This is a genomic window from Nocardia sp. BMG51109, from assembly GCF_000526215.1.
In the GTDB taxonomy this organism is placed as follows: domain Bacteria; phylum Actinomycetota; class Actinomycetes; order Mycobacteriales; family Mycobacteriaceae; genus Nocardia.
The window spans coordinates 60,841-79,655 of sequence record NZ_JAFQ01000004.1; the positions used below are offsets into that span (position 1 = coordinate 60,841).

Sequence of the window (18,815 nt, forward strand, 5' to 3'; positions counted from 1 at the left end):
GGCACTCCCGGGCGGACCGGCGCGGCGTAAACCCGCACTGGGCACGCCCGTGTCCGATTCCTTCAAGACCGCGTGGCGTGCGCGCTTCTACGGTAGCGACCATGACTGTTCAACTGGACGTAATCGGCGTGGTCGTCTCCGATATGACGGCAGCGCTCGCCTTCTACCGCCGTCTCGGCCTGGAATTCGGCGAGGACTTCGGCGGCCACGTGGAGGCCGCCCTGCCCGGCGGTTTCCGGCTGACGCTGGACACCGAGGAGAACATCCGGTCCTTCCATCCGAACCCGCCCCGGAATCTGAGCGGCCGGTCCGGACGGATCGGCCTGGCGTTCCGGTGCGAAACGGCCGCGGCGGTGGACGCGCTGTTCGAGGAGCTGACCGGCGCCGGGTACCACGGCGAACTGAAGCCGTTCGACGCCTTCTGGGGGCAGCGCTACGCCGGCGTGCAGGACCCGGACGGCAACGGCGTCGACCTCTACGCGCCGCTGACCTGACCCCCGCCGGGCACCAGCCGCCGCAGCGGCCGTCCGGCCAGTTCGCGGACCTCGCGCGCCAGATGCGCCTGATCGGCGTATCCCGCGCGGAACGCCGTCTCCGCGAACGGGACTCCGCCGCGGGCCAGTGTCAGCGCGCGCTGCAGGCGCAGGACCCGCGCCAGCATCTTCGGGCCGTAGCCGAAGGCCGCCAGCGACATCCGGTGCAGCCGGCGGGCGCCGAGTCCGAGTTCGTCGGCGGTGGCCGCCACCGGCGCCCCGGCCGCCAGCCGCCGCACGATGTGGCGCAGCACCGGATCGGCCGGCGCGGCGGTGCGGCCGGCAAGCTCCTCCAGGCCGGTCATCGGGTCCGGCGCCCGAGCCACCGCGGCCGCCAGGGCCCGCACGCGCCCGGCCGGCCACAGATCCGCCAGCGGCACCCGGCGATCCAGCAGTTCGCGGGCCGGGACGCCGAGCAGGGGCGGTGCGGTGCCCGGGAAGAAGCGAATTCCGGAGATCGGGCCGCCGGTGAGCGCGCCCGCCGGGTGGCCGCGCGTATCCGGGCCCGCGACCAGCAGCCGCTCCCCGGTCCACAGCACGTCCATGCACCCATCGGGCAGCACCGGCGCCTCGTCGCCGTCGCCGAGCACCCGCGTCCACACCACCGCACCGTCGACGACGGCCGACGGGCGCTCCCGGTAGGCGGACGGCTGGGGCTCCACCGCCCGAGACTAGCGCGCCGCCCCGACAGAAACCCATGCCCGGGGCCGCGGTCCCCGCACGACCGGCGCGCTGCGCCGATGCCTGGGACAATCCCCCACCGACGAACCGGCTCGGTCGATTGCCGACCGTTCGCCGCCGGTCGTTACACTCCGTCGAAGATAAACGTCAACAGTTCAGATTGGGGATGCGGGGCGACATGCTCAAGGGCTTCAAAGACTTCCTGATGCGCGGAAACGTCATCGATCTGGCCGTCGCGGTCGTCATGGGCACGGCGTTCACCGCCATCGTCAAGTCGGTCACCAAGGGAATCGTGGAACCGCTGCTGGCCGTGCTCGGCGGCAACAGCCAGCTGGGACTGGGCTTCCAGATCGTCCCGGGCAAGCCGGCCACCTTCGTCGCGGTGGGCCCGATCGTCAGCGCGGCCATCGACTTCGTGATGGTGGCGGCCGTGCTGTACTTCGTGCTCATCATGCCGATGAACAGCCTCAAGAGGCGCTTCGGCGGCAAGAAGTCGGCGGAGCCGACGCAGACCGAACTGCTGATCGAGATCCGCGACCTGCTGGCCGTCCGGGCCGATGACGACCGGTCGTCCGACGCCACCGAGAAGGCCCTGGACAAGGCCGCCCTGAGCAAGGCGGCACGGGCACTCGACTGACCGGTCGGCTCGGCCGTCGGCCGAATTCGAGTACCGCGCTACTCGCGCCGCACCGCCACATCCCGGCGCACTGTCGAGAGGTGGCACAGCACAGACTCTTCTGCATTCCGGGAACCTGGGAGGCCGTCACCACGGCCGAGGAATTCGGGCGGATCGAACCGCGCACCGAGATCGGCATGCTGACCGGTGTCACCGATCTACTCGACCGCCGCGTCTTCGACGTCGTCTACCTCAACTATCCGGCCGGTTTCGGCCCGCTGACCGGCGGCGGCGAGGGCCTGCTCGAACTGCTCGGACAGCCCTCGTACCGGGCCGCGCGCGATATGGCGGTGGCCGAACTGATCCGCCTGATCCACGAACACCCCGGCGGCTTCGGCATTCTCGGCTACGGCCAGGGCGCCGCGGTGGCCTCGCTGGTGGGGCGGGAACTGGTGTCGGGCTCGCTGCGCGACCGGATGCGCGACTGCCACTGGCTGCACACCATCGCCTCACCGCACCGGGCCGGCGGGCGCACCTTCCCGCTGGGCAATCAGCTGGCGGGACAGGGCATCTCCGGCGATCCCGTCACCGATACCGGCAGCATCGACTGGTTCGACTACTGCCTGCCGGGCGATATCCACGGCGACGCCGACCTCACCGACACCTATCTGGCGCGGGCCTACCACCTGGCCGTCGAGCAGCCGCTGGTGGACCCGTTCGTGATGATCGCCGGGTGCACCGACAGCCTGCTGCGCGGCCGGCTGCGCGATGTCATCGCCGCGCTCGGGGAGGATCCGGCGCTGGTGGTCGGCAAGGCCGGCATCACCGCGGCGACGCTGGCGACCTTTCTGCAGAATCACCCGCACGACAAGTACGCCGTGCGGGAGGTCCTGCCCGGCACGACGGCCCTGCGGCATTCGGCGAACCACCTGAACTTCTGGGGGCCGCGGGTCGGCAGCGCGGAGCACCTGGCGGTCACGCACCGCTGAACTCGACCGTGGCGACCATCCGGCGAGCCAGCTCCTCCGGATCGTCCCCGCCCAGCTGCGACCCCTCCAGCGCGCCCTCGCGCCACAACGTGGCCAGCCCGTGCACCAGCGACCAGGCCGCCAGCCGGGCCGCACGGCTGTCGTCCGGCGCCACCGCCGACGCCGTCATGCCCGAACGCAATTCGTCGCCGGAGCGCTCCCGCGCCGCGACCAGCCGCTCGTCGCCGTGGCGCAGCAGATCGCGGCGGAACATCACATCGAAATGGCCGGGGTAACGGTGCGCGAAACGCACGTAGGCCACGGCCGCCTCGCGGAAATCGCCCGCCGCGGAACGTAATTCCGCGGCCAGCAGGTCGAAGCCCTCGATCGCGAGCTCGGTCAGCAGGCCCTGCCGGTTGCCGAAATGATGGGCCGGCGCGGCGTGCGAGACGCCGGCCCGCTGCGCCAGCGCGCGCAGCGACACCGCGTCCACACCGTCGGCGGCGATCTGTTCCGCCGCCGCATGCAGCAGCTCGGCACGCAGGTCACCGTGGTGGTAGGCGGTCTTCGTCACGTCTCGATGGTCCCGAATAATGTAGACGTTGACAAGTTTCCTGCTCGAGCCTAATCTAGCCGCTGTCAAGATTGGGTTGAACCTCAGGAGCCCCGATGGCACCGCTCATCGTTCTCATCGTCGTCACCGCAGTGGCCCGCCTCGCCGGACCGATCCGGGACGGCTGGCTCGATTCCTGGCCGCACGCCGTCCGCATCGGCCTGGCCGCCATGTTCGCGCTCACCGCGAGCGCGCACTTCTTCCCACCGCGCCGCGCGGCGCTGATCGCGATGGTGCCGACCGCGCTACCGGCCGCACCCGCACTGGTGACCGCGAACGGAATCCTCGAAATCGCCGGTGCCGTAGGGCTTCTCATAGCTCCGGTCGCCCCGGCCTCGGCCATCTTCCTGGCCCTGCTGATGGTCGCGATGTTCCCGGCCAATGTGCGTGCCGCCGGGGCGGATCTCGGGATCAAGTCCATGCCGCTGCCGCTGCGCACGCTGGTTCAGGTGCTGTTCATCGGGGCGTGCGTCGTCGCGGTGTTCTGAAGCCGACGTCGATCGGGGACCGGTGACGGCCGGCCGTCTCGGGGCGCGAGACGTTCAGGCAGGCAACGAGATCAGGCGCTGGGCGTCGTCGAACAACCAGCGCTCGGCGACCCGGGCGGCGGCCAGGGCGGCCAAGGCCGCGGCGGCGAGCATCATGTACATGACGACGATCTGATAGCGGATGGCGGTCAGCGGTTCGACGCCCGCCAGGATCAGGCCGGTCATGGCGCCGGGCAGGCTGATCAGGCCGACCACCTTGGTGGAGTCGATCGCCGGCACCAGCGCGGTGCGCAGCGCCGACCGCCGGTACGGCAGAAACGCCTGTCGCGCGGGCAATCCCAGGCACAGCCGCGATTCGACGGCCGCCCGGGCCGTGCGGGCGTCCTCGTGCACCCGCCGCAGCGCGATGCCGGTAGCCTGCATGGCCCCCGCGACGATCATCCCGCCCACCGGCACCACCACCCGGGCCTGCGTGGCGATCACGCCGAGCACGATGAGGGCGCCGAGCGTGACCGCGGTGCTCACGGCGACTCCGACGGTGGCGGCCCGGATCGAGTGCGGCACACCGGCTCCCCGCCGGCCGGCGACCTGGCCGGCCACGAGCACCATCAGCGCCACCCAGCCGAGCGCGCCCGGTAGTCCGGTGTGCCGGAACAGGACCAGCAGCACCGCACCCACCGCGACCAGCTGCACCGCGGCGCGTGCCGCGGCGATCAGCAGCTCGCGGGTCAGCTTCAGCTGCTGCCGATAGGCGATCAGCGCCGCCACGCAGACCAAGAGCAGCGACGCCGCCACACCCGGCCAGTCCGGCACCGAAAGTCCTTCTGCCATCAGGTCATCCGTTCTCAGATTCGATCGAGATCCAGCTGTCCGCCACGTCGCCGCCGTCGCCGATCCACCGGCACGCGACGGTGTTCACCCCGGTCCACCGGGCGTCGCCGCACGGGATCGCGCCGCGTCCCTGGCACCCGGAGCGGTGCCCTCACCGAGTTCGCCTGGCGGGGAGGTGGTTTCGGGGGTCGGCATGCTCAGGGCGCCCAGCGGGGCGAGGCGGCCGGCTTCCAGCAGGAAGATATCGTCGGCGACCGAGCCGGTGAATGTGCTGTCGTGGCTGACCACTACGGCGCTGCCGCCCGCCCGGCAGTGCGCCCGCACCAGGTCGCCGACCATCGCCGCGGCGGAATCGTCCAGGGCCGAGGTCGGTTCGTCCAGCAGCAGCACCTCGGGGGCGACGGCGAGCGCGCGGGCCAGGCACACCCGCTGCGACTCACCGCCGGACAGTTCGGCGCAGCGTCGGTGCACGAAGGCCTCCGGCAGGCCGACCCGGTTCAGCAACGCACCGACCTGCTCGTCCCACAGCGCCGGCCGGCCCACCCGAACCTCGTCGACCACGACCTCCTCCAGCAGCACGGGTTGCTGCGGCACCAGCCCGATCCGCCGGCGCAGCTCGAGCACGTCGAGTTCGACGATCGGAACATCGTCGAGAAGTATTCGGCCGCCGGAGGGTTCGCCGAGGCGGTTGAGCAGCCGCAGCAGCGTGGTCTTTCCCACTCCGCTCGGCCCCACCACCGCGGTACACCGGCCGGCGGTCACGGTCAGATCGATGCCGTCGAACAGCGTGCGCCCGCCGAAGACCACGCCGATCCGCTCCAGGACGATGCTGTGCACGGACCCGAGCATGCCGCACTCCCACACCCGCCGCAGCCCGAGCGCCGATCTGCCGTCACACTCCCGCTGGCCTGGGGTAACGCCGCCGTCGACGGCAATCGCTAGCATGCACCCGTGGCAAATCTCAAGGTATCGGCCGACGTGCCGATCTCCCCCGATCAGGCATGGTCGCATGCGGCCGATCTGCACACGCTGGATCAGTGGCTACTCATGCACGAGGCATGGCGGGGCACGGTCCCGGACGAGCTGACTCCCGGTACCGAAATCGTCGGTGTCGTAACGGCGAAGGGACTTCGCAACCGGGTGCGCTGGACGGTGCGCACCGCCGAGCCGCCGAATCGCCTGGTACTCAGCGGTTCCGGGAAGGGCGGTACGAGGATCGGCCTGGAGTTGCTGGTCGAGCCGAAAGGTGACGGCGCACGAGTCACCGTCGATATCGACCTCGGCGGCCGCCCGCTGTTCGGGCCGATCGGCTCGGCGGTGGCCCGGGCGTTGAAGGGTGATATCGACCGGTCGCTGGACCGCTTCGTCGAGCTGTACGGCTGACCCCGCGCCGGACTTTAAATGTAACGTGTTCTAATATGGACGGGAGCGGGTGAAGCGGCGAACTCGACAGAACATTCGTTCTCTTACCTGGAGTGAATCGCCAGGAATACTCGCAGTTCAGTCGGGCATTGACCGGCCTCACTCTTCGTGCACCAAGAAGCCGCTCACGCGAATCACTATTTACTTAATTCTCGCGTGCCGGTTAATCTTGCGCGGACGTAGAGCAGAAGGGAAGGTCTCATGCAGATCGACAATGCCGTTGCCGTGGTGACGGGCGGCGCCTCCGGACTGGGCCTGGCGACGGTCAAGGAACTGCACGGCCAGGGCGCCAAGGTCGTCATCATCGACCTGCCGTCCTCCAACGGCGAGACGATCGCCAAGGAGCTGGGCGAGGGTGTCGTGTTCGCGCCGACCGACGTCACCGATGAGGAGCAGGTCACCGCCGCCCTCGACGCCGCGCAGGCCCTGGGCGATCTGCGTATCGCGGTGAACTGCGCCGGCATCGGCAACGCGATCAAGACGGTGAGCAAGAAGGGCGCGTTCCCGCTGGCCGACTTCACCAAGGTCGTGAACGTGAACCTGATCGGCACGTTCAACGTGATCCGCCTTGCCGCCGAGCGCATCTCGGCCACCGAGCCAGTCGGCGAGGAGCGCGGCGTGATCATCAACACGGCCTCGGTCGCCGCCTTCGACGGCCAGATCGGCCAGGCCGCCTACTCCGCGTCCAAGGGCGGCATCGTCGGCATGACGCTGCCGATCGCGCGCGACCTGTCGAACCTGAAGATCCGGGTCAACACCATCGCGCCGGGCCTGTTCCACACGCCGCTGTTCGCCACGCTGCCGGAGGAGGCCATCGACTCCCTCGGCGCCCAGGTCCCGCACCCGTCGCGCCTGGGCGACCCGACCGAATACGCCTCGCTGGCGCGGCACATCGTCGAGAACCCGATGCTGAACGGCGAGACCATCCGGCTGGACGGCGCCATCCGCATGGCCCCGCGCTGAGCGCCGGCACCACCGGCGAGGGCCCGGTCCGTCATCGGACCGGGCTCTTCGCGTAGTTCAGCGCTTCGCTTCTGCCGGCTCGCCGTTGTCTTCCGGCGCCGCCTCGCTGCCTTCCAGCACCGCCTCGCCGCGGGCGATCATGCCCGCTTCGTCGGACAGCTTCATGTGCGGGATGAACAGCGCGAGCAGGAAGGCAAGGGCCGCACCGGGAATCAGGTACCAGAACCCCGGCACCAGCGCGTCGACGTAGGCACCGACGATCGCGTCGTGCAGGCCGCTCGGCAGATGCTTGACCACCGTCGGCACCAGCGCGCCGGGTTGCAGGCCGGCCTGGGCCGCCTCCTGCCAGTGCTCCCGGAACACGTCGGTGAGGCCCTCGGTGAGCCGGTGGGTGAAGATCGAACCGAAGATGGCCACGCCGATGGCGCCGCCCATCTCCCGGAAGTAGTTGTTGGCGCTGGTCGCGGTGCCGATCTGGTCGGGCGCCACGGCATTCTGCACCACCAGCACGATGACCTGCATGATCAGTCCGAGACCGCCACCCATCACGAACAGCATCGCCGAGATCACCCAGATCGAGGTGCCCGCGTTCAGTGTGGTCATCCACAGCATGCCCGCGACCATGACCAGCGCACCCACCGGCGGATAGATCCGGTAGCGGCCGGTGCGGGTGATCGCCGCCATCGACGTGATCAACGTCAGCATCATGCCGATCATCATCGGGATCAACAGCAGACCGGACACGGAAGCCGAAGTGCCGGTGGCCATCTGGAGATAGGTGGGCAGGAAGGCCAGCGCGGCGAACATCACCAGGCCGACCACCAGGCCGATCGCCGAGGTCAGCACGAAGCTGCGGTTGCGGAACAGCCACAGCGGCAGCATCGGCTCCTCGGCCCGCCGCTCCACCAGCACGAACGCCGCCACCACGAGCACCAGCGCCACGATCATCGTCAGAATCGTCACCGAGTCCCAGGCATAGCGCTTGCCGCCCCAGTCGGTGATCAGGATCAGCAGCGCCGTCGCGGACGACATCAGCAGGATGCCGAGATAGTCGGGGCGGGTCTTCGGCCGGTGACTCGGAATGCTCAAGTAGCGGAAGGCGATCACCATCGCGGCGAGACCGATCGGGACGTTGATCCAGAAGCACCAGCGCCAGCCGATATGGTCGGCGAACAGCCCGCCGAGCAGCGGCCCGGCCACCGAGGTGATACCGAAGACGGCACCCATCGGCGCCATGTACTTGCCGCGGTCGCGGGCCGGCACCACGTCGGCGATGATGGCCTGCGCCAGGATCATCAGGCCACCGCCGCCGACGCCCTGCAGGCCGCGGAACACGATGAACTCCCAGAACCCGGTCGACAGGGCCGCACCGACCGACGCGGCGGTGAAGACACCGATCGCGAACAGGAACAGCCGGCGCCGCCCGAACAGGTCACCGAACTTGCCGTAGATCGGCATGACGATGGTAGTGGCCAGCAGATACGACGTGACGGTCCAGGCCATCTCGGACACGCCGCCGAGCTGTCCGACGATGGTCGGCATCGCGGTGCCGACGATGGTCTGGTCGAGGCTGGCCAGGAACATGCCCGCGATCAACGCGGAGAAGATGAGCCAGATTCTCTTCTGCGTCAGGACGATCGGGGCCGGCGGCGCGTCAGCCGTCGTGGTCATGGGTGGTTCTCCTTCTGCTGTCGCCCGCGGTCGAACAGGCGGGCGGCTAGGTCACATTGGTCGTGCAGGGCTGCGGCCAGCGAGCCATTCGGGTTGTCGGCCAGCGACATTGCCGCGCGAGTGGCGATAGCGGACATGAGATGCGCTGCCATCACGGCGAATTGGGGATCGATATCCGAGCCGGTTCGCGCCGAAAGCAGGTCCACGACGGCCGCCTCGTGCCGCACCCCGGAGGCGACGAAGGCGGCCAGCACCCGGGGCTCGTTCTTGATGATCTCGGCCACCAGCGAAATGCTTTCCCGCACTTCGTCGTCCGGCTCGTACCCGGAGGCGTACAGCCAGGTGAGATCGTCGATCAGCACACCGGTCGGCCCACCGGACACGAACCGCTCCTGCGCCTCCGGCGTCCCGATCTCCCCCACCGGCCCGACCACCGCATCCAGCTTGGTCTCGTAGTAGTTGAAGAAGGTCCGCGGCGAAACCCCGACCGCCTTCGCGACATCCTCGGCGGTGGTGGCATCCAGCCCCCGCTCGACGGTGAGCCGCCGCGCGGCCGTACACAGATCCAGCCGAGTCTGCCGCTTCTTCAGCTCCCGCAGACCCAACTCCACCTTCCCCTCGGACATGGGCAAAAACTAGCACAAACTGAAATATTTCAGAAACTGCAAGTTGGTGTGATGTGGGGCACGTCAGCGCTCGGGAGCGATCACCCCCGCGTCGCACACTTCCCCTGACCGCCGCATGTACCTTTGCGCCCTGTGCAGACGACCTACTCGGCCCTCCGCCACGCAGTACTGAACGGCACCGCCGACACAGTCACGAAACAACAAGGTCTTGGATGTGGTGGACACACCTACCGGCCCATACGATTCGATACATCGAACGACCCGGAAACTCTACGATCGAACAGGAAGTTCAGCGGATGGCTGGACTGATGTTGCGAAAGTCGCAAGCCGACCGATACCGCTGAGGATGAAAGGGCTTGATGATCAAGCGCCCTCGTCGGCAACGTTCAGCCGGTGATCGACTCGGGCCGAGCGCGATTGCCTGCACCGAGCGGGGCGGGATTCGGATCTCGGAGCGCTTTCTCGATGATGGTCCGAACAATTTTGTCGTCGAAATCTCTGGGCAATTCCGATCCGAGTACTCCGAATAGAATTCTCACCGTGTCGACATCGGGCTCCGGAAGCAACCCGAACTCGCGTGCCCTTTCCAGTGGAACCGGGCGCCCCTGACTGAAACTCGTACTCAGCTCGATGTCGAAGGAATCGTAGAACGGATGATCCGACCCGATGATCATCGCCGGAAACCACGGCCCCCGTTGCGTCACTATCAGGTTGCTCGATGACAGGTCCCAGCGAAATATCGATACCGTCGAGGTGACTGCGAGCTCGAGATCGAGACGAGTATCGTACCGCTCTTTGAACCAACAAGCCGCCAGAATGGTCGCATAGGACTCGATTCGGGTACCTTCGGCCGTCCAACTTCTGGCGTCGTCATCTTCTCCCTCTGCAAGAGATCGATGCAGCCGCGCGTACCTCTCGCACGCGTCCTCATCGGCGGGATCCAGAATCTCGATTCTTACCGACGTGTGACGATATGCCGCACGACTGACATATTTCGGCAGGACACTACGTGTATAAGCGCCGGTTCCGCCCTTGAAGACCCACCGATCGGTACTGCCTCGGGCAGTAGCCAATGCCTTCGTCACCTCGGACCCCACCCCGGTACGTATTGTCGTCAGGCTCTCCACTGCGCGATGAATACCGGCCAGGTGATCATCAGCATCTTTGGCCCGTTCCAAGCGTTCGTCCAGTCGACTCAGAGTCTCTTCGGTCCTCGCGGTGGTCTCTTGCGTTCGTGTATTCAGGGCCTCCTGGCGCCAACGTTCCCGCAGCATCGCGAACGCGACCACTCCCAACGTCAGCGGTATAACCTTGGAAATGAGGTCGGCCGGCAGAAGATCAACGATTCCCAGAACACTCATCGTCACGGCGAGCGCCAGGGCGACCACACTCTCCGCATTACTCTTGACCCACAGAAGATCATTCCGAAGCCTCGCAGACAAGCGACCCATCACGTTCCCACCTTCCGCGCGGTCGAACCACCGCCGGGAGTAGGTACTGCGGATGCGCCGAAGATCGGACCGAGCAGGAGCCCAGCGTCGACGACCTCGTCGAGCGATCTACTACATCCACATTCTAAACCTGGACGAGCCAGGTCATCCGATCCATTCTCCGACGCAAGGGATTTAGACGATCGGCTACTCAGGATGTCCGGGCGATCGGTGCCGCGAATCACACCCTGGGCGAGACGAGGCTGATGCCCGGTCGGCTGGCAGTATCGGGCACCGATGAGTTCGCCGGGCGCGCGGCGTCTACATCTACAGCCCGCACAGTGTGAGCACGGTTGGAGAGGAATCTATGAGCACCACTGCATTGCCGCCCGTCGTCGACGCCGATACCTGGCAGCGTGAACTCGAAGCGCTGCGTATCCGCGAGAAGGCCGCGACCCGCGAGCTCGACGCGATCGCCGCCCAGCGCCGCCGGCTGCCGATGGTGGAGATGCCCGGCTACACCCTCGAGGGTGAGGAGGGGCCGGTCCGCCTGGTGGATCTGTTCGACGGCAAGTCACAGCTCATCGTCTACAACCACATGTGGTTCCCGGGCGAGAAGTGGCAATGCGGCGGCTGCACCGGATTGACCTCACAGTTCACCCGACTGGAGTTCCTGAACAACTACGACGCCCGTTTCGTCATCGTCACCCAGGGCCCGATCGGCGAGGCCCTCGCCTACAAGCGCCGGGTAGGCAACGAAATGACTTGGTACTCAACGGCGAACAGCCCCTTCGGCACCGATGTCGACGCCCCACCCGGCGGAGGATTCGCGGTCAACATCTTCCTCCGCAACGGCGACAAGGTCTACCGCACCTGGCACACCAACGGCCGCGGCACAGAACAACTCAGCTACACCTTCGCCCTCATCGACGCCCTCCCCTACGGCCGCCAGGAAGAGTGGCAGGACTCCCCCGAGGGTTGGCCCCAGTCCCCCACCTACAGCCGCTGGAGCGGCTCCGAGGACATCGCCGAAGCCTTACGGCGACCCGAGCGCCTGAACGCCCAGCCGACGAGCGCCGCGCCACTGTCTCATATCCCCGAATTCAGCTGGCGCGGTACGTAATAGCCGTCCAGTCTCGGAGCGCCCCGACGCCCGCCTCATCACCGACACCAGCCTCACCATCGACAGCGGACGCACGGCACGATCAGACCGCGATGTGCAGAACCCCGGCAACTACAACAGCTGTCAGCGATCACAGCGAGCGCACTCGCGCATGCGAACCGCCGCAGCAACGGCTCAGCCGAGCCGTCAAGACTGTGAGTACAAATCCTTCAGATCGACGAGCATCGGGCTGTCGGACGACCGTCGGCCGACAGCCCTCCCGACCCCGCGGAGATTCTCGTCGAATCCCGCACCGCTATAACAGGCGAGCACCGTCTCGCTGGTGTCATACCCCTTGGCCGACAGCAGATCCCGGGCCCGTCGCAGCTTGTCGACGTGGCCGAGGGTCATCGTCTGATCCCACTTCACCTCGCCCAGGGACAAGATGCGGCGAGGCGTACCGGCTTCCTCGGGCCCCAGCACCGCGACATCGATCTGAATCTGGCACCTATCCTTCGGGTCGTTGACGGTGGCCGATGCCACCTGCCCGAGGAGATCACCGAAAACTTCGGCGTCGGCCGACATCGCCCAGTCACGGCACAGCCCCTCGAAATGCGGTCCGACTACCTGGGATCGAAACGTTGCCTGCGAATTAGCCCACGCGGCATCCGCATTCCCGCGTTCCAGCCGAGTCCATTCGCGCCGCATGACTGCTTCGTAGAACACGATGAGTGGTTCCGCTATCCGGTACGTCGACTTCCCGCGGTTGAACGGGTCCGCTTCCCGGGTGATCAGCTGGGCATCTTCGAGAACGGATAGCGGGTGGCCGATATCGGTGGACGTGCGGCCGATCGTGTTGGCGATGCCGCCGCGGGTCGTGTGCCCGCCGGCAATAGCTCCGAGAACCGCATGGTAGAGCGCGACATCCCGGATCTCGGCCTCCTCGGCCAGCAGATAGCGGGCCTCGCGAAAGAGCGGCACCTGTGGATTCAGCACCGTCCGCAGAACCCAGGAGTCGAAGTCCGCCAACGAATCCGGAGCATCTCCGGCGACGAACTCTCGCCGATAAGCGGGCGTACCACCGACGATCGAATGCACCAGGACCGCCAGCCGCGGATCATCGATCCCCCAAAACCTGGCAGAACTCTGGTATCCCAGCGGCCTGACGACCAACTCCATACTTGCCCTGCCCCGCAGCGGCGCACTCCCGGACAGCAGCCTGCCCATGACCGACATCGCCGAGCCGCACAGCAGGATGCGGGTTCCGGCCCGGCGAGCAGAACCACGCGGGTCGAGCGCACGCTGCAACTCCGACGGCAACACCGAACTCGCCTTGCTCAGGTAGGGGAACTCGTCGATGACGACCAGTCCGTCTCCGACCACCGCGAACAGCCGCTCGAGCGCCTCGCCCCAATCCCGGAACGCATACCGCCCTCCGCCGGCGTGCTCGGCCACCGCCTGCCCGAACCCCTCGAGGGACTCGATCTCGGTCGCATCGGTCGCAGTGAAGAAGAACCCCCCGACCTCCTCGGCCAGCGCATCGAGCAGGTATGTCTTCCCCTGCCGCCGCCGCCCGCTGACGATACCCAGCCGCACATCCGGGCTGGACGACGTCGCGAACCGCACGAGCCCGCCCCACTCACGGTCACGATCGAACACACGATCAGGCTTAACCGGCATACTCATAGTATAATTATACTTCTTATAACTACACTTATACCTTCCACACGGCCTGCGATCCGTCGACCGACAAAACGTGACCAACTCCCCGGCAGGCTTTGTCCGGCGATCGCTTCGGTCCGAGACCAGATCGAACCGAACCATGCCTACGCTCTGGCCACCAACGTTCCAGTGCGCCAGCGGTTTCGAAACCGGCTCCGCCACTACCGCCCGCAACCCATCGACTTGGCGCCATCGATGAGCCACCGGATGATGCCGACGTCATAGCACACATGGCCAAGCGGACGGTGGCGAAGGCAACCGACACGACGCCCGACGGGACATATGGGCGCAGTGCACGTCCGTAACTCTCGTCTGCACCGGCGCAAGGGGCGACGAACTTGTCGCCCGCCCGTGAGATGCTGGCCATCGTGAGGCAGGCAGACCTTCAGGTGGGGCACGAGTATGCATTTCCCACGCATGAGCCATATAACGCCGCTCCCACGGCGGCGCGCGTCCGTGTCGTCTCCGTCGACGGAGACGACAAGGTAACTGTGAAAGTGGTGGCCCCGGGTAAGGAGCCGCCCGCGAATGCGTGGCGTGCCCGACCAGTCAAGCGAAACGAACAACGGCAGGTTGCTACGCGTGACATCGCCTGCCCATGGCACGAATGGACGGATCGTGCTGCATCGATCGGTGCCGAGCGGGAGGCTCGTGTCGCGGAACAGCGGGCCCGGCACGAGGATTACGAGCGACGTCGTGCCGATCGCTTGGTTGTTGACGAGGGGCGTGCATTGCCGGAGCGGTACGACGAAGAGTACTTCGATGAGGAAACCGATGCCGAGGAGCGCGTCGAACTCCGCAAGGCGTACATCAAGGCGCGTGGGCTCGGCCAGTACGTCACAGTCGACGAGCTGGACCCACTGCTTGTTGATTTGCCAGTCCCGGTCCTGCGTGACATTCTTGCCGCCGATCGGCATGGGCGCCCCGGGAGGGCTGGAACTGTCGCGTCCACCTTCCCGCGTGCTGCCGAACTTCTCGATGTCGCCCGTATCGCGTCGAGGGATCGATCCGGTCGAGTCCGCGGCGACATTCCGCAGCCCGGGCGACTGCTCGGCGAGACCGATGTCGCGTTCGTCAATGCACTACTCGAGGACGTCGCGGCATCAGGCGGCGAGCTTGTGCTGCCTCCGGTGCCAACGCTGCCGAACTGGGTTGATGAACAAGAACGAGACATGGCTCCTGTATTCGGCTGGCTTCGCCTGGCCGTCGGAGACACCAGTGGAGAAAGCCTGCACTCACCCGGATGTCGGTCAGTGCGATCTCGCCCAGTACTGCTGACCGACCACTTGCCATGGTGGCGGGTGATGCTGGAGGACGGGCGGCGATTGTGTGGCATATGCGGTGGGCCAGCGGTGCGAGATCTGGTTGCATTGGCGGGGTTTGTTGCCGCAGTGGACGTGTGGCGAGATCGTGAGCGGAGTCGGATCGAACGATGGCAACAGGCAGCGTTCTATCGGCTGCTGTCGGCGACAGCCTACGCACGAGCAGAAGCCTTGGAGCCAGACATCACCCTCGCCTGGCGAATCGTCGCCAGCCTCAACGAGAACGCCCCGGCGAAAGACGGCTGGGCCGCCTACGCAGTGGTAGCCGCGACGAAGTGGAATGGACTATACGAGGAACTCGAAAGACTGGCACCACCGCAGCGGGAGGCGGCGCGCGCCCTCGCACACGGTCGCCTGACTCGAGTCGAGAATGCACTACCGTCGTCGCAACGGCCTGTGCCGTTACCGCGCACTGCCGATGTAGCGGTGCTTCGTAAGCGGTACGAGCACCTGAAGAAGCGTCTCGAAGAAACGGTGCCGCAGCTGGATCGGCTGCTGTTCACCCTGCCAGGCGCGTACTAGATGCACTGAACTGGATCTCTGAATGACCTAACGCCACACTGGTGGAAGCTGTTCATCAGACATAAACGGCGACCGTGCTGGGCGACGACGAAGGCCCGGTCCGTGTGGACCGGGCCTTCTCTGTGGAGCTGCCGGGAATTGAACCCGGGTCCTCCGCCGCTTCTTCAGGGCTTCTCCGTGTGCAGTTCGCTGTGCCTCTGCTCGGATCTCTCGGTCACGCGAACGAGCCGAGATGGCGATCCCAGTCGCTGTTCGATGTCCCGTCCGGCTCCGCGACCGAGGCGGACGGTGTAGCCCTCTAGCTGATGCCAGGGACCGGGCCGAGGGCGAACCCGGGCTGACAGAGACGCTCTACTGCTTAGGCAGCGAGAGCGTACTCGCGCTGATTGGAATCGGCGCTTATTGGGTTACAGCGACGCTTACGGTGGTCTCCTGCCTGCACCGACACGCTTCCCCTGAATCGACGCACGTAGTCGAAACCGTTCAGCCCCGTGCGCATCATCGATTCAGATGATCCCGGCTCATGGCCGGACTTCCTATCTTAACACCGACATCCATCCGTACATTCCTGCCCCATCCGCAACAGACGCGAACGGGCGGGACAGTCATCCCCGCATGCCCTTGACCCGCCGGCCCAGCTCGCGCGTCACCTCCCGCTCCGCGGTGCGGCGGGCCAGATCACGGCGCTTGTCGTACTCCTGCTTGCCCTTGGCCAGCGCCAGCTCGACCTTCACCTTGCCGTCGGAGAAGTACATCGACAGCGGGACCAGCGTCTGCGAGGACTCCTTGATCTTGCCGGTGAGCTTGTCGATCTCGCGGCGGTGCAGCAGCAGCTTGCGGCTGCGGCGCGGTGCGTGGTTGGTCCAGGTGCCGTGGCCGTACTCCGGGATGTGCAGGCCGCGCAGCCACACCTCCCCGTCGTCGATGGTGGCGAAGGCGTCGACCAGCGACGCCTTGCCCTCGCGCAGGCTCTTCACTTCGGTGCCGACCAGCGCGACCCCGGCCTCGTAGGTCTCCAGGATCGTGTAGTTGTGCCGCGCCTTGCGGTTGGTGGCGATCACCTTGCGCCCGTGCTCCTTCATAGCGATCAACAGTAATGGCCGCGGGCAATCGAATATTCCGCGCGTTCGCTCACGGCGCACCGCCCACACGAGCCGCCGCACGGGCGAGACCCCGCGACTCCGCCCCGGCCACGACCTGACGTGCCCCCGCCCGGTGCGACGAGCGCGAACCGTTACTCGGATCAGCACCCTCGCCCGGCCGCCCATCGGGGCGCCGGGCGAGGAACTGGTCGGCCGGGCCGCCGATCACGTCCGCTCCCGCGGATCCAGCACCACCTGGGTGCCCGGAACGGCCGCGACCTGCAGCGTACGCAGCCGCAGCAACGCCGGGTTCTCCTCGAGCAGGCGCGCCGTATTGGCCAGCGACCGCAGCGCGGCCGCCTCGGCGCGGGCCCGCTCCAGGTCGGCGCGGCCGCGCTCCTTGGCCAGCACCGTCTCCAGCGCGGCCTTGCGCAGCTCACCCGGCAGCATCAGGTCGCGGGCGCGCACGCTCGACACCCGGATGCCGAGGTCGGCGACCGCCGCGGCCGCCTCGTCGGCACCGGCGAGCAGGGCGCGGTCGGCGATCAGCTCGTCGAGGGTGTGCGCGGCAACCTTGTCGCGGGCGGCCTCCTGGACGGCCGCGTACAGCACGGTCTCCGAGTACTGGGCGCCGGTGGTGAAGGCGACCGGATCGGTGACGACCCAGTTCACGGTGAGGCTGACCCGCAGCGACAGGCCGTCGCGGGTGAGGAGTTCCTGGCCCGTGACCTGCAACTGACGCGGGCGCATATCGACCGGGACCAGCGTGCACCGGCGCTGGTCGTAGCGGTGCCGGCCCGGCTCGAGCACCTTGTCGAGCCGGCCGTCGCGGTACAGCAGCGTGCGCTGCCACTCCATGACAGTCGTGTACATCACGAAACTCCTTCCCCCACAAGAATATTCAGACAGCACGTCCTACCCGGTCACGGCAGCGCGGCGGGGGCGTCCCCCGTACTGGGACGGGGAGCCCGCAGAGCCGCGGCACCGCATGCGACCGGACAGGACGCACCGCGATTGGGAATCGAACCCAACAGACTGATCAGGTCTGTACGCCAGGATGGTATGCCGCCCCCGACGCGGGGAAACGCGGGCCGGAGATTCCGGTGCGCCCCTTGGTGACGGCCACGCACAACGATAAGGAACGGCGGGCCGGTCCGCGAGCGAATTTCCGTCGAGCGCTACGGGTGCACCTGGAGGTAGAGAACGAGAACCCCGACCCACAGCAGAATCAGCACGATCGTGGACACCCGCGGGCGGCCCAACGAGCGCCGAGTGTGCGGCCGCAGCCAGCCCGCCTCGACGGTGCCCTCGGTGAGGCCGCTGCGCGGCGGCGCGGCGGGTGCGTCAGCGGAACCGGCATCAGACCCCTGGTCGGGGCGATCGGGCCCACCCTGGGCATCTGTCATGGCAGCACGCTACCCGCCCGGCCGCACCTGGAGATAGAGGACAAGCGCGGCAACCCAGACCGACATCAGCACCACGGTCGACACGCGCGGCCTGCCGAGCGGCTGCCGCGAGGCGGACCTGCCGGGCACCACCGAGAGGTCGGCGTTGTCGGGTGACACGATCTCGATCGTGCTCTCCGAAGGCATGACGGCACCCTGACCGGTGGGAGGAGTATTCCCGCTGTTCCCGTCGTCTGCACCGAGTGCCATACGGGGACCGTACCCGGACGCCGTGCCCGGATGAACACGAACGACACGAATCGGCCCCGCGCGAGCAGGGCTGCGTGGATTCGGGAAGATCGCTCAGCGGTCGCGCCCCGGGGGATCCTCGGCGACGGTGGTGTCGACCGTCGTCCAGCCGAACTTCTCGGCGGCGGAGGTCATGTGCGGTGGCCGGAGCAGGAAGCGGCCCCCTCGGATCGGTTCGAAGCCGATGGGACGGACCTCGATCCGGTCACCCACCGCGTACTGTCGGTCGTCGAGGTAGAAGGCGTCGATGTAGGCGGGGCAAGACAATCCGATGTCGACGTAGACGCAGTGCGGAAGATGGACGCCCTGAACGGTTCCTTCGACGATCGTCCCGATCAGCGCCCGCTCCGACTCCGCTCGGACGATCCTCCTGTGCGGCCACCGAGAGCAGAGTATCGCGAGCACGCCCGAGGTGTCAGCGCTCGGGACGGAACCTCGAGACACTCGAGACGGCAGCACAACTCGCTGAATGTGTCACCGGAGCACCGGCGAACGCACCGATGCCCGCCGGACCCGGTCTCTCGAAAAC

At 67.2% G+C, this 18,815-nt stretch carries 21 protein-coding genes and 1 other RNA gene; 8 read left to right on the forward strand and 14 right to left on the reverse strand.

Going from position 1 to position 18,815, the window contains the following annotated elements:
* Positions 1 to 101 precede the first annotated feature (101 nt).
* On the forward strand, positions 102 to 494 hold the full coding sequence (locus D892_RS0101650; RefSeq protein WP_024799583.1) for a VOC family protein: 393 nt from the start codon (positions 102 to 104) through the stop codon (positions 492 to 494).
* Here the strand turns inward: D892_RS0101650 and D892_RS0101655 are convergent.
* The gene (locus tag D892_RS0101655; RefSeq protein WP_024799584.1) at positions 476 to 1,195 is read right to left on the reverse strand and encodes a helix-turn-helix domain-containing protein; all 720 of its coding nucleotides are present in this window, start codon (positions 1,193 to 1,195) and stop codon (positions 476 to 478) included. The two genes, D892_RS0101650 and D892_RS0101655, sit on opposite strands and share 19 nt — an antisense overlap.
* A 197-nt stretch (positions 1,196 to 1,392) precedes the next feature.
* On the opposite strand from D892_RS0101655, the gene mscL reads away from it, so the two are divergent.
* Positions 1,393 to 1,851: a large conductance mechanosensitive channel protein MscL gene (mscL, locus tag D892_RS40130; RefSeq protein WP_051499423.1), complete on the forward strand. Its 459-nt coding sequence runs from the start codon at positions 1,393 to 1,395 to the stop codon at positions 1,849 to 1,851.
* 80 nt (positions 1,852 to 1,931) lie between these two features.
* Entirely contained in the window at positions 1,932 to 2,819 is an 888-nt protein-coding gene (locus D892_RS0101665) for a hypothetical protein (RefSeq protein ID WP_024799585.1), read from the forward strand.
* Here D892_RS0101665 and D892_RS0101670 read toward each other — a convergent pair.
* Positions 2,806 to 3,372 carry a TetR/AcrR family transcriptional regulator gene (locus D892_RS0101670; RefSeq protein WP_024799586.1) on the reverse strand — a complete coding sequence of 189 codons (567 nt, stop codon included), beginning with the start codon at positions 3,370 to 3,372 and terminating at the stop codon, positions 2,806 to 2,808. The two genes, D892_RS0101665 and D892_RS0101670, sit on opposite strands and share 14 nt — an antisense overlap.
* 95 nt (positions 3,373 to 3,467) lie before the next feature.
* Here D892_RS0101670 and D892_RS0101675 point away from each other — a divergent pair, with 95 nt between their 5' ends.
* Complete coding sequence (locus tag D892_RS0101675; protein WP_024799587.1) at positions 3,468 to 3,899, forward strand: membrane protein; 432 nt, start codon at positions 3,468 to 3,470, stop codon at positions 3,897 to 3,899.
* Positions 3,900 to 3,953: 54 nt separating this feature from the next.
* On the opposite strand, the gene fetB is transcribed toward D892_RS0101675, so the two are convergent.
* Positions 3,954 to 4,730, reverse strand: a complete 777-nt coding sequence (gene fetB, locus D892_RS0101680; RefSeq protein WP_024799588.1) for an iron export ABC transporter permease subunit FetB — start codon at positions 4,728 to 4,730, stop codon at positions 3,954 to 3,956.
* An 84-nt stretch (positions 4,731 to 4,814) separates the two neighbouring features.
* Entirely contained in the window at positions 4,815 to 5,579 is a 765-nt protein-coding gene (locus tag D892_RS40135; RefSeq protein WP_024799589.1) for an ATP-binding cassette domain-containing protein, read from the reverse strand.
* Between the two features lie 102 nt (positions 5,580 to 5,681).
* Between D892_RS40135 and D892_RS0101695 the strand changes: the two genes are divergently transcribed.
* Positions 5,682 to 6,113, forward strand: coding sequence for an SRPBCC family protein (locus tag D892_RS0101695; protein ID WP_024799590.1), 432 nt, complete (start codon positions 5,682 to 5,684; stop codon positions 6,111 to 6,113).
* Between the two features lie 240 nt (positions 6,114 to 6,353).
* Positions 6,354 to 7,115, forward strand: a complete 762-nt coding sequence (locus D892_RS0101700) for a 3-hydroxyacyl-CoA dehydrogenase (protein WP_024799591.1) — start codon at positions 6,354 to 6,356, stop codon at positions 7,113 to 7,115.
* Positions 7,116 to 7,172: 57 nt separating this feature from the next.
* On the opposite strand, the gene D892_RS0101705 is transcribed toward D892_RS0101700, so the two are convergent.
* From D892_RS0101705 to D892_RS46270, 3 genes are all read right to left on the reverse strand, one after another.
* Positions 7,173 to 8,786, reverse strand: a complete 1,614-nt coding sequence (locus D892_RS0101705) for an MDR family MFS transporter (RefSeq protein WP_024799592.1) — start codon at positions 8,784 to 8,786, stop codon at positions 7,173 to 7,175.
* A complete protein-coding gene (locus D892_RS43370) occupies positions 8,783 to 9,412 on the reverse strand; it encodes a TetR/AcrR family transcriptional regulator (RefSeq protein ID WP_024799593.1) in 630 nt (209 codons plus the stop codon). Before D892_RS43370 ends, D892_RS0101705 begins: the two co-directional genes overlap by 4 nt.
* 386 nt (positions 9,413 to 9,798) lie before the next feature.
* The gene (locus tag D892_RS46270) at positions 9,799 to 10,800 is read right to left on the reverse strand and encodes a hypothetical protein (RefSeq protein ID WP_156959329.1); all 1,002 of its coding nucleotides are present in this window, start codon (positions 10,798 to 10,800) and stop codon (positions 9,799 to 9,801) included.
* 409 nt (positions 10,801 to 11,209) lie between these two features.
* Between D892_RS46270 and D892_RS0101720 the strand changes: the two genes are divergently transcribed.
* The gene (locus D892_RS0101720; RefSeq protein WP_024799595.1) at positions 11,210 to 11,965 is read left to right on the forward strand and encodes a DUF899 family protein; all 756 of its coding nucleotides are present in this window, start codon (positions 11,210 to 11,212) and stop codon (positions 11,963 to 11,965) included.
* Between the two features lie 186 nt (positions 11,966 to 12,151).
* Here D892_RS0101720 and D892_RS0101725 read toward each other — a convergent pair whose 3' ends face one another.
* Positions 12,152 to 13,630, reverse strand: a complete 1,479-nt coding sequence (locus D892_RS0101725; RefSeq protein WP_198036807.1) for an ATP-binding protein — start codon at positions 13,628 to 13,630, stop codon at positions 12,152 to 12,154.
* A 404-nt stretch (positions 13,631 to 14,034) separates the two neighbouring features.
* Here D892_RS0101725 and D892_RS46275 point away from each other — a divergent pair, with 404 nt between their 5' ends.
* Entirely contained in the window at positions 14,035 to 15,510 is a 1,476-nt protein-coding gene (locus D892_RS46275) for a hypothetical protein (RefSeq protein ID WP_156959330.1), read from the forward strand.
* 120 nt (positions 15,511 to 15,630) lie between these two features.
* On the opposite strand, the gene ssrA is transcribed toward D892_RS46275, so the two are convergent.
* The 6 genes from ssrA to D892_RS0101760 all read right to left on the reverse strand — a co-directional run bounded on the left by ssrA (position 15,631) and on the right by D892_RS0101760 (position 18,691).
* Positions 15,631 to 16,001, reverse strand: a transfer-messenger RNA (tmRNA) gene (ssrA, locus tag D892_RS44400).
* 114 nt (positions 16,002 to 16,115) lie between these two features.
* Complete coding sequence (smpB, locus tag D892_RS0101740; protein WP_024799598.1) at positions 16,116 to 16,592, reverse strand: SsrA-binding protein SmpB; 477 nt, start codon at positions 16,590 to 16,592, stop codon at positions 16,116 to 16,118.
* Between the two features lie 225 nt (positions 16,593 to 16,817).
* Positions 16,818 to 17,465 (reverse strand): slipin family protein, encoded by a 648-nt coding sequence (locus D892_RS0101745; RefSeq protein ID WP_024799599.1) that lies wholly within the window; start codon positions 17,463 to 17,465, stop codon positions 16,818 to 16,820.
* A gap of 305 nt (positions 17,466 to 17,770) precedes the next feature.
* Positions 17,771 to 17,998 (reverse strand): hypothetical protein, encoded by a 228-nt coding sequence (locus D892_RS43375; protein ID WP_024799600.1) that lies wholly within the window; start codon positions 17,996 to 17,998, stop codon positions 17,771 to 17,773.
* Positions 17,999 to 18,007: 9 nt separating this feature from the next.
* Positions 18,008 to 18,184, reverse strand: coding sequence for a hypothetical protein (locus D892_RS46280; protein WP_156959331.1), 177 nt, complete (start codon positions 18,182 to 18,184; stop codon positions 18,008 to 18,010).
* 156 nt (positions 18,185 to 18,340) lie between these two features.
* Positions 18,341 to 18,691 (reverse strand): hypothetical protein, encoded by a 351-nt coding sequence (locus tag D892_RS0101760; RefSeq protein WP_024799601.1) that lies wholly within the window; start codon positions 18,689 to 18,691, stop codon positions 18,341 to 18,343.
* Positions 18,692 to 18,815 lie beyond the last annotated feature (124 nt).

Coding starts and splice junctions, on each gene's coding strand:
- D892_RS0101720 (WP_024799595.1), top strand. CDS start 11,210: ATGAGCACCACTGCATTGCCGCCCGTCGTCGACGCCGATACCTGGCAG.
- D892_RS0101650 (WP_024799583.1), top strand. CDS start 102: ATGACTGTTCAACTGGACGTAATCGGCGTGGTCGTCTCCGATATGACG.
- D892_RS0101675 (WP_024799587.1), top strand. CDS start 3,468: ATGGCACCGCTCATCGTTCTCATCGTCGTCACCGCAGTGGCCCGCCTC.
- D892_RS0101700 (WP_024799591.1), top strand. CDS start 6,354: ATGCAGATCGACAATGCCGTTGCCGTGGTGACGGGCGGCGCCTCCGGA.
- D892_RS43370 (WP_024799593.1), bottom strand. CDS start 9,412: ATGTCCGAGGGGAAGGTGGAGTTGGGTCTGCGGGAGCTGAAGAAGCGG.
- mscL (WP_051499423.1), top strand. CDS start 1,393: ATGCTCAAGGGCTTCAAAGACTTCCTGATGCGCGGAAACGTCATCGAT.
- D892_RS0101745 (WP_024799599.1), bottom strand. CDS start 17,465: ATGTACACGACTGTCATGGAGTGGCAGCGCACGCTGCTGTACCGCGAC.
- D892_RS40135 (WP_024799589.1), bottom strand. CDS start 5,579: ATGCTCGGGTCCGTGCACAGCATCGTCCTGGAGCGGATCGGCGTGGTC.
- D892_RS0101725 (WP_198036807.1), bottom strand. CDS start 13,630: ATGAGTATGCCGGTTAAGCCTGATCGTGTGTTCGATCGTGACCGTGAG.
- D892_RS43375 (WP_024799600.1), bottom strand. CDS start 17,998: ATGACAGATGCCCAGGGTGGGCCCGATCGCCCCGACCAGGGGTCTGAT.
- fetB (WP_024799588.1), bottom strand. CDS start 4,730: ATGGCAGAAGGACTTTCGGTGCCGGACTGGCCGGGTGTGGCGGCGTCG.
- smpB (WP_024799598.1), bottom strand. CDS start 16,592: ATGAAGGAGCACGGGCGCAAGGTGATCGCCACCAACCGCAAGGCGCGG.
- D892_RS46280 (WP_156959331.1), bottom strand. CDS start 18,184: ATGCCTTCGGAGAGCACGATCGAGATCGTGTCACCCGACAACGCCGAC.
- D892_RS0101705 (WP_024799592.1), bottom strand. CDS start 8,786: ATGACCACGACGGCTGACGCGCCGCCGGCCCCGATCGTCCTGACGCAG.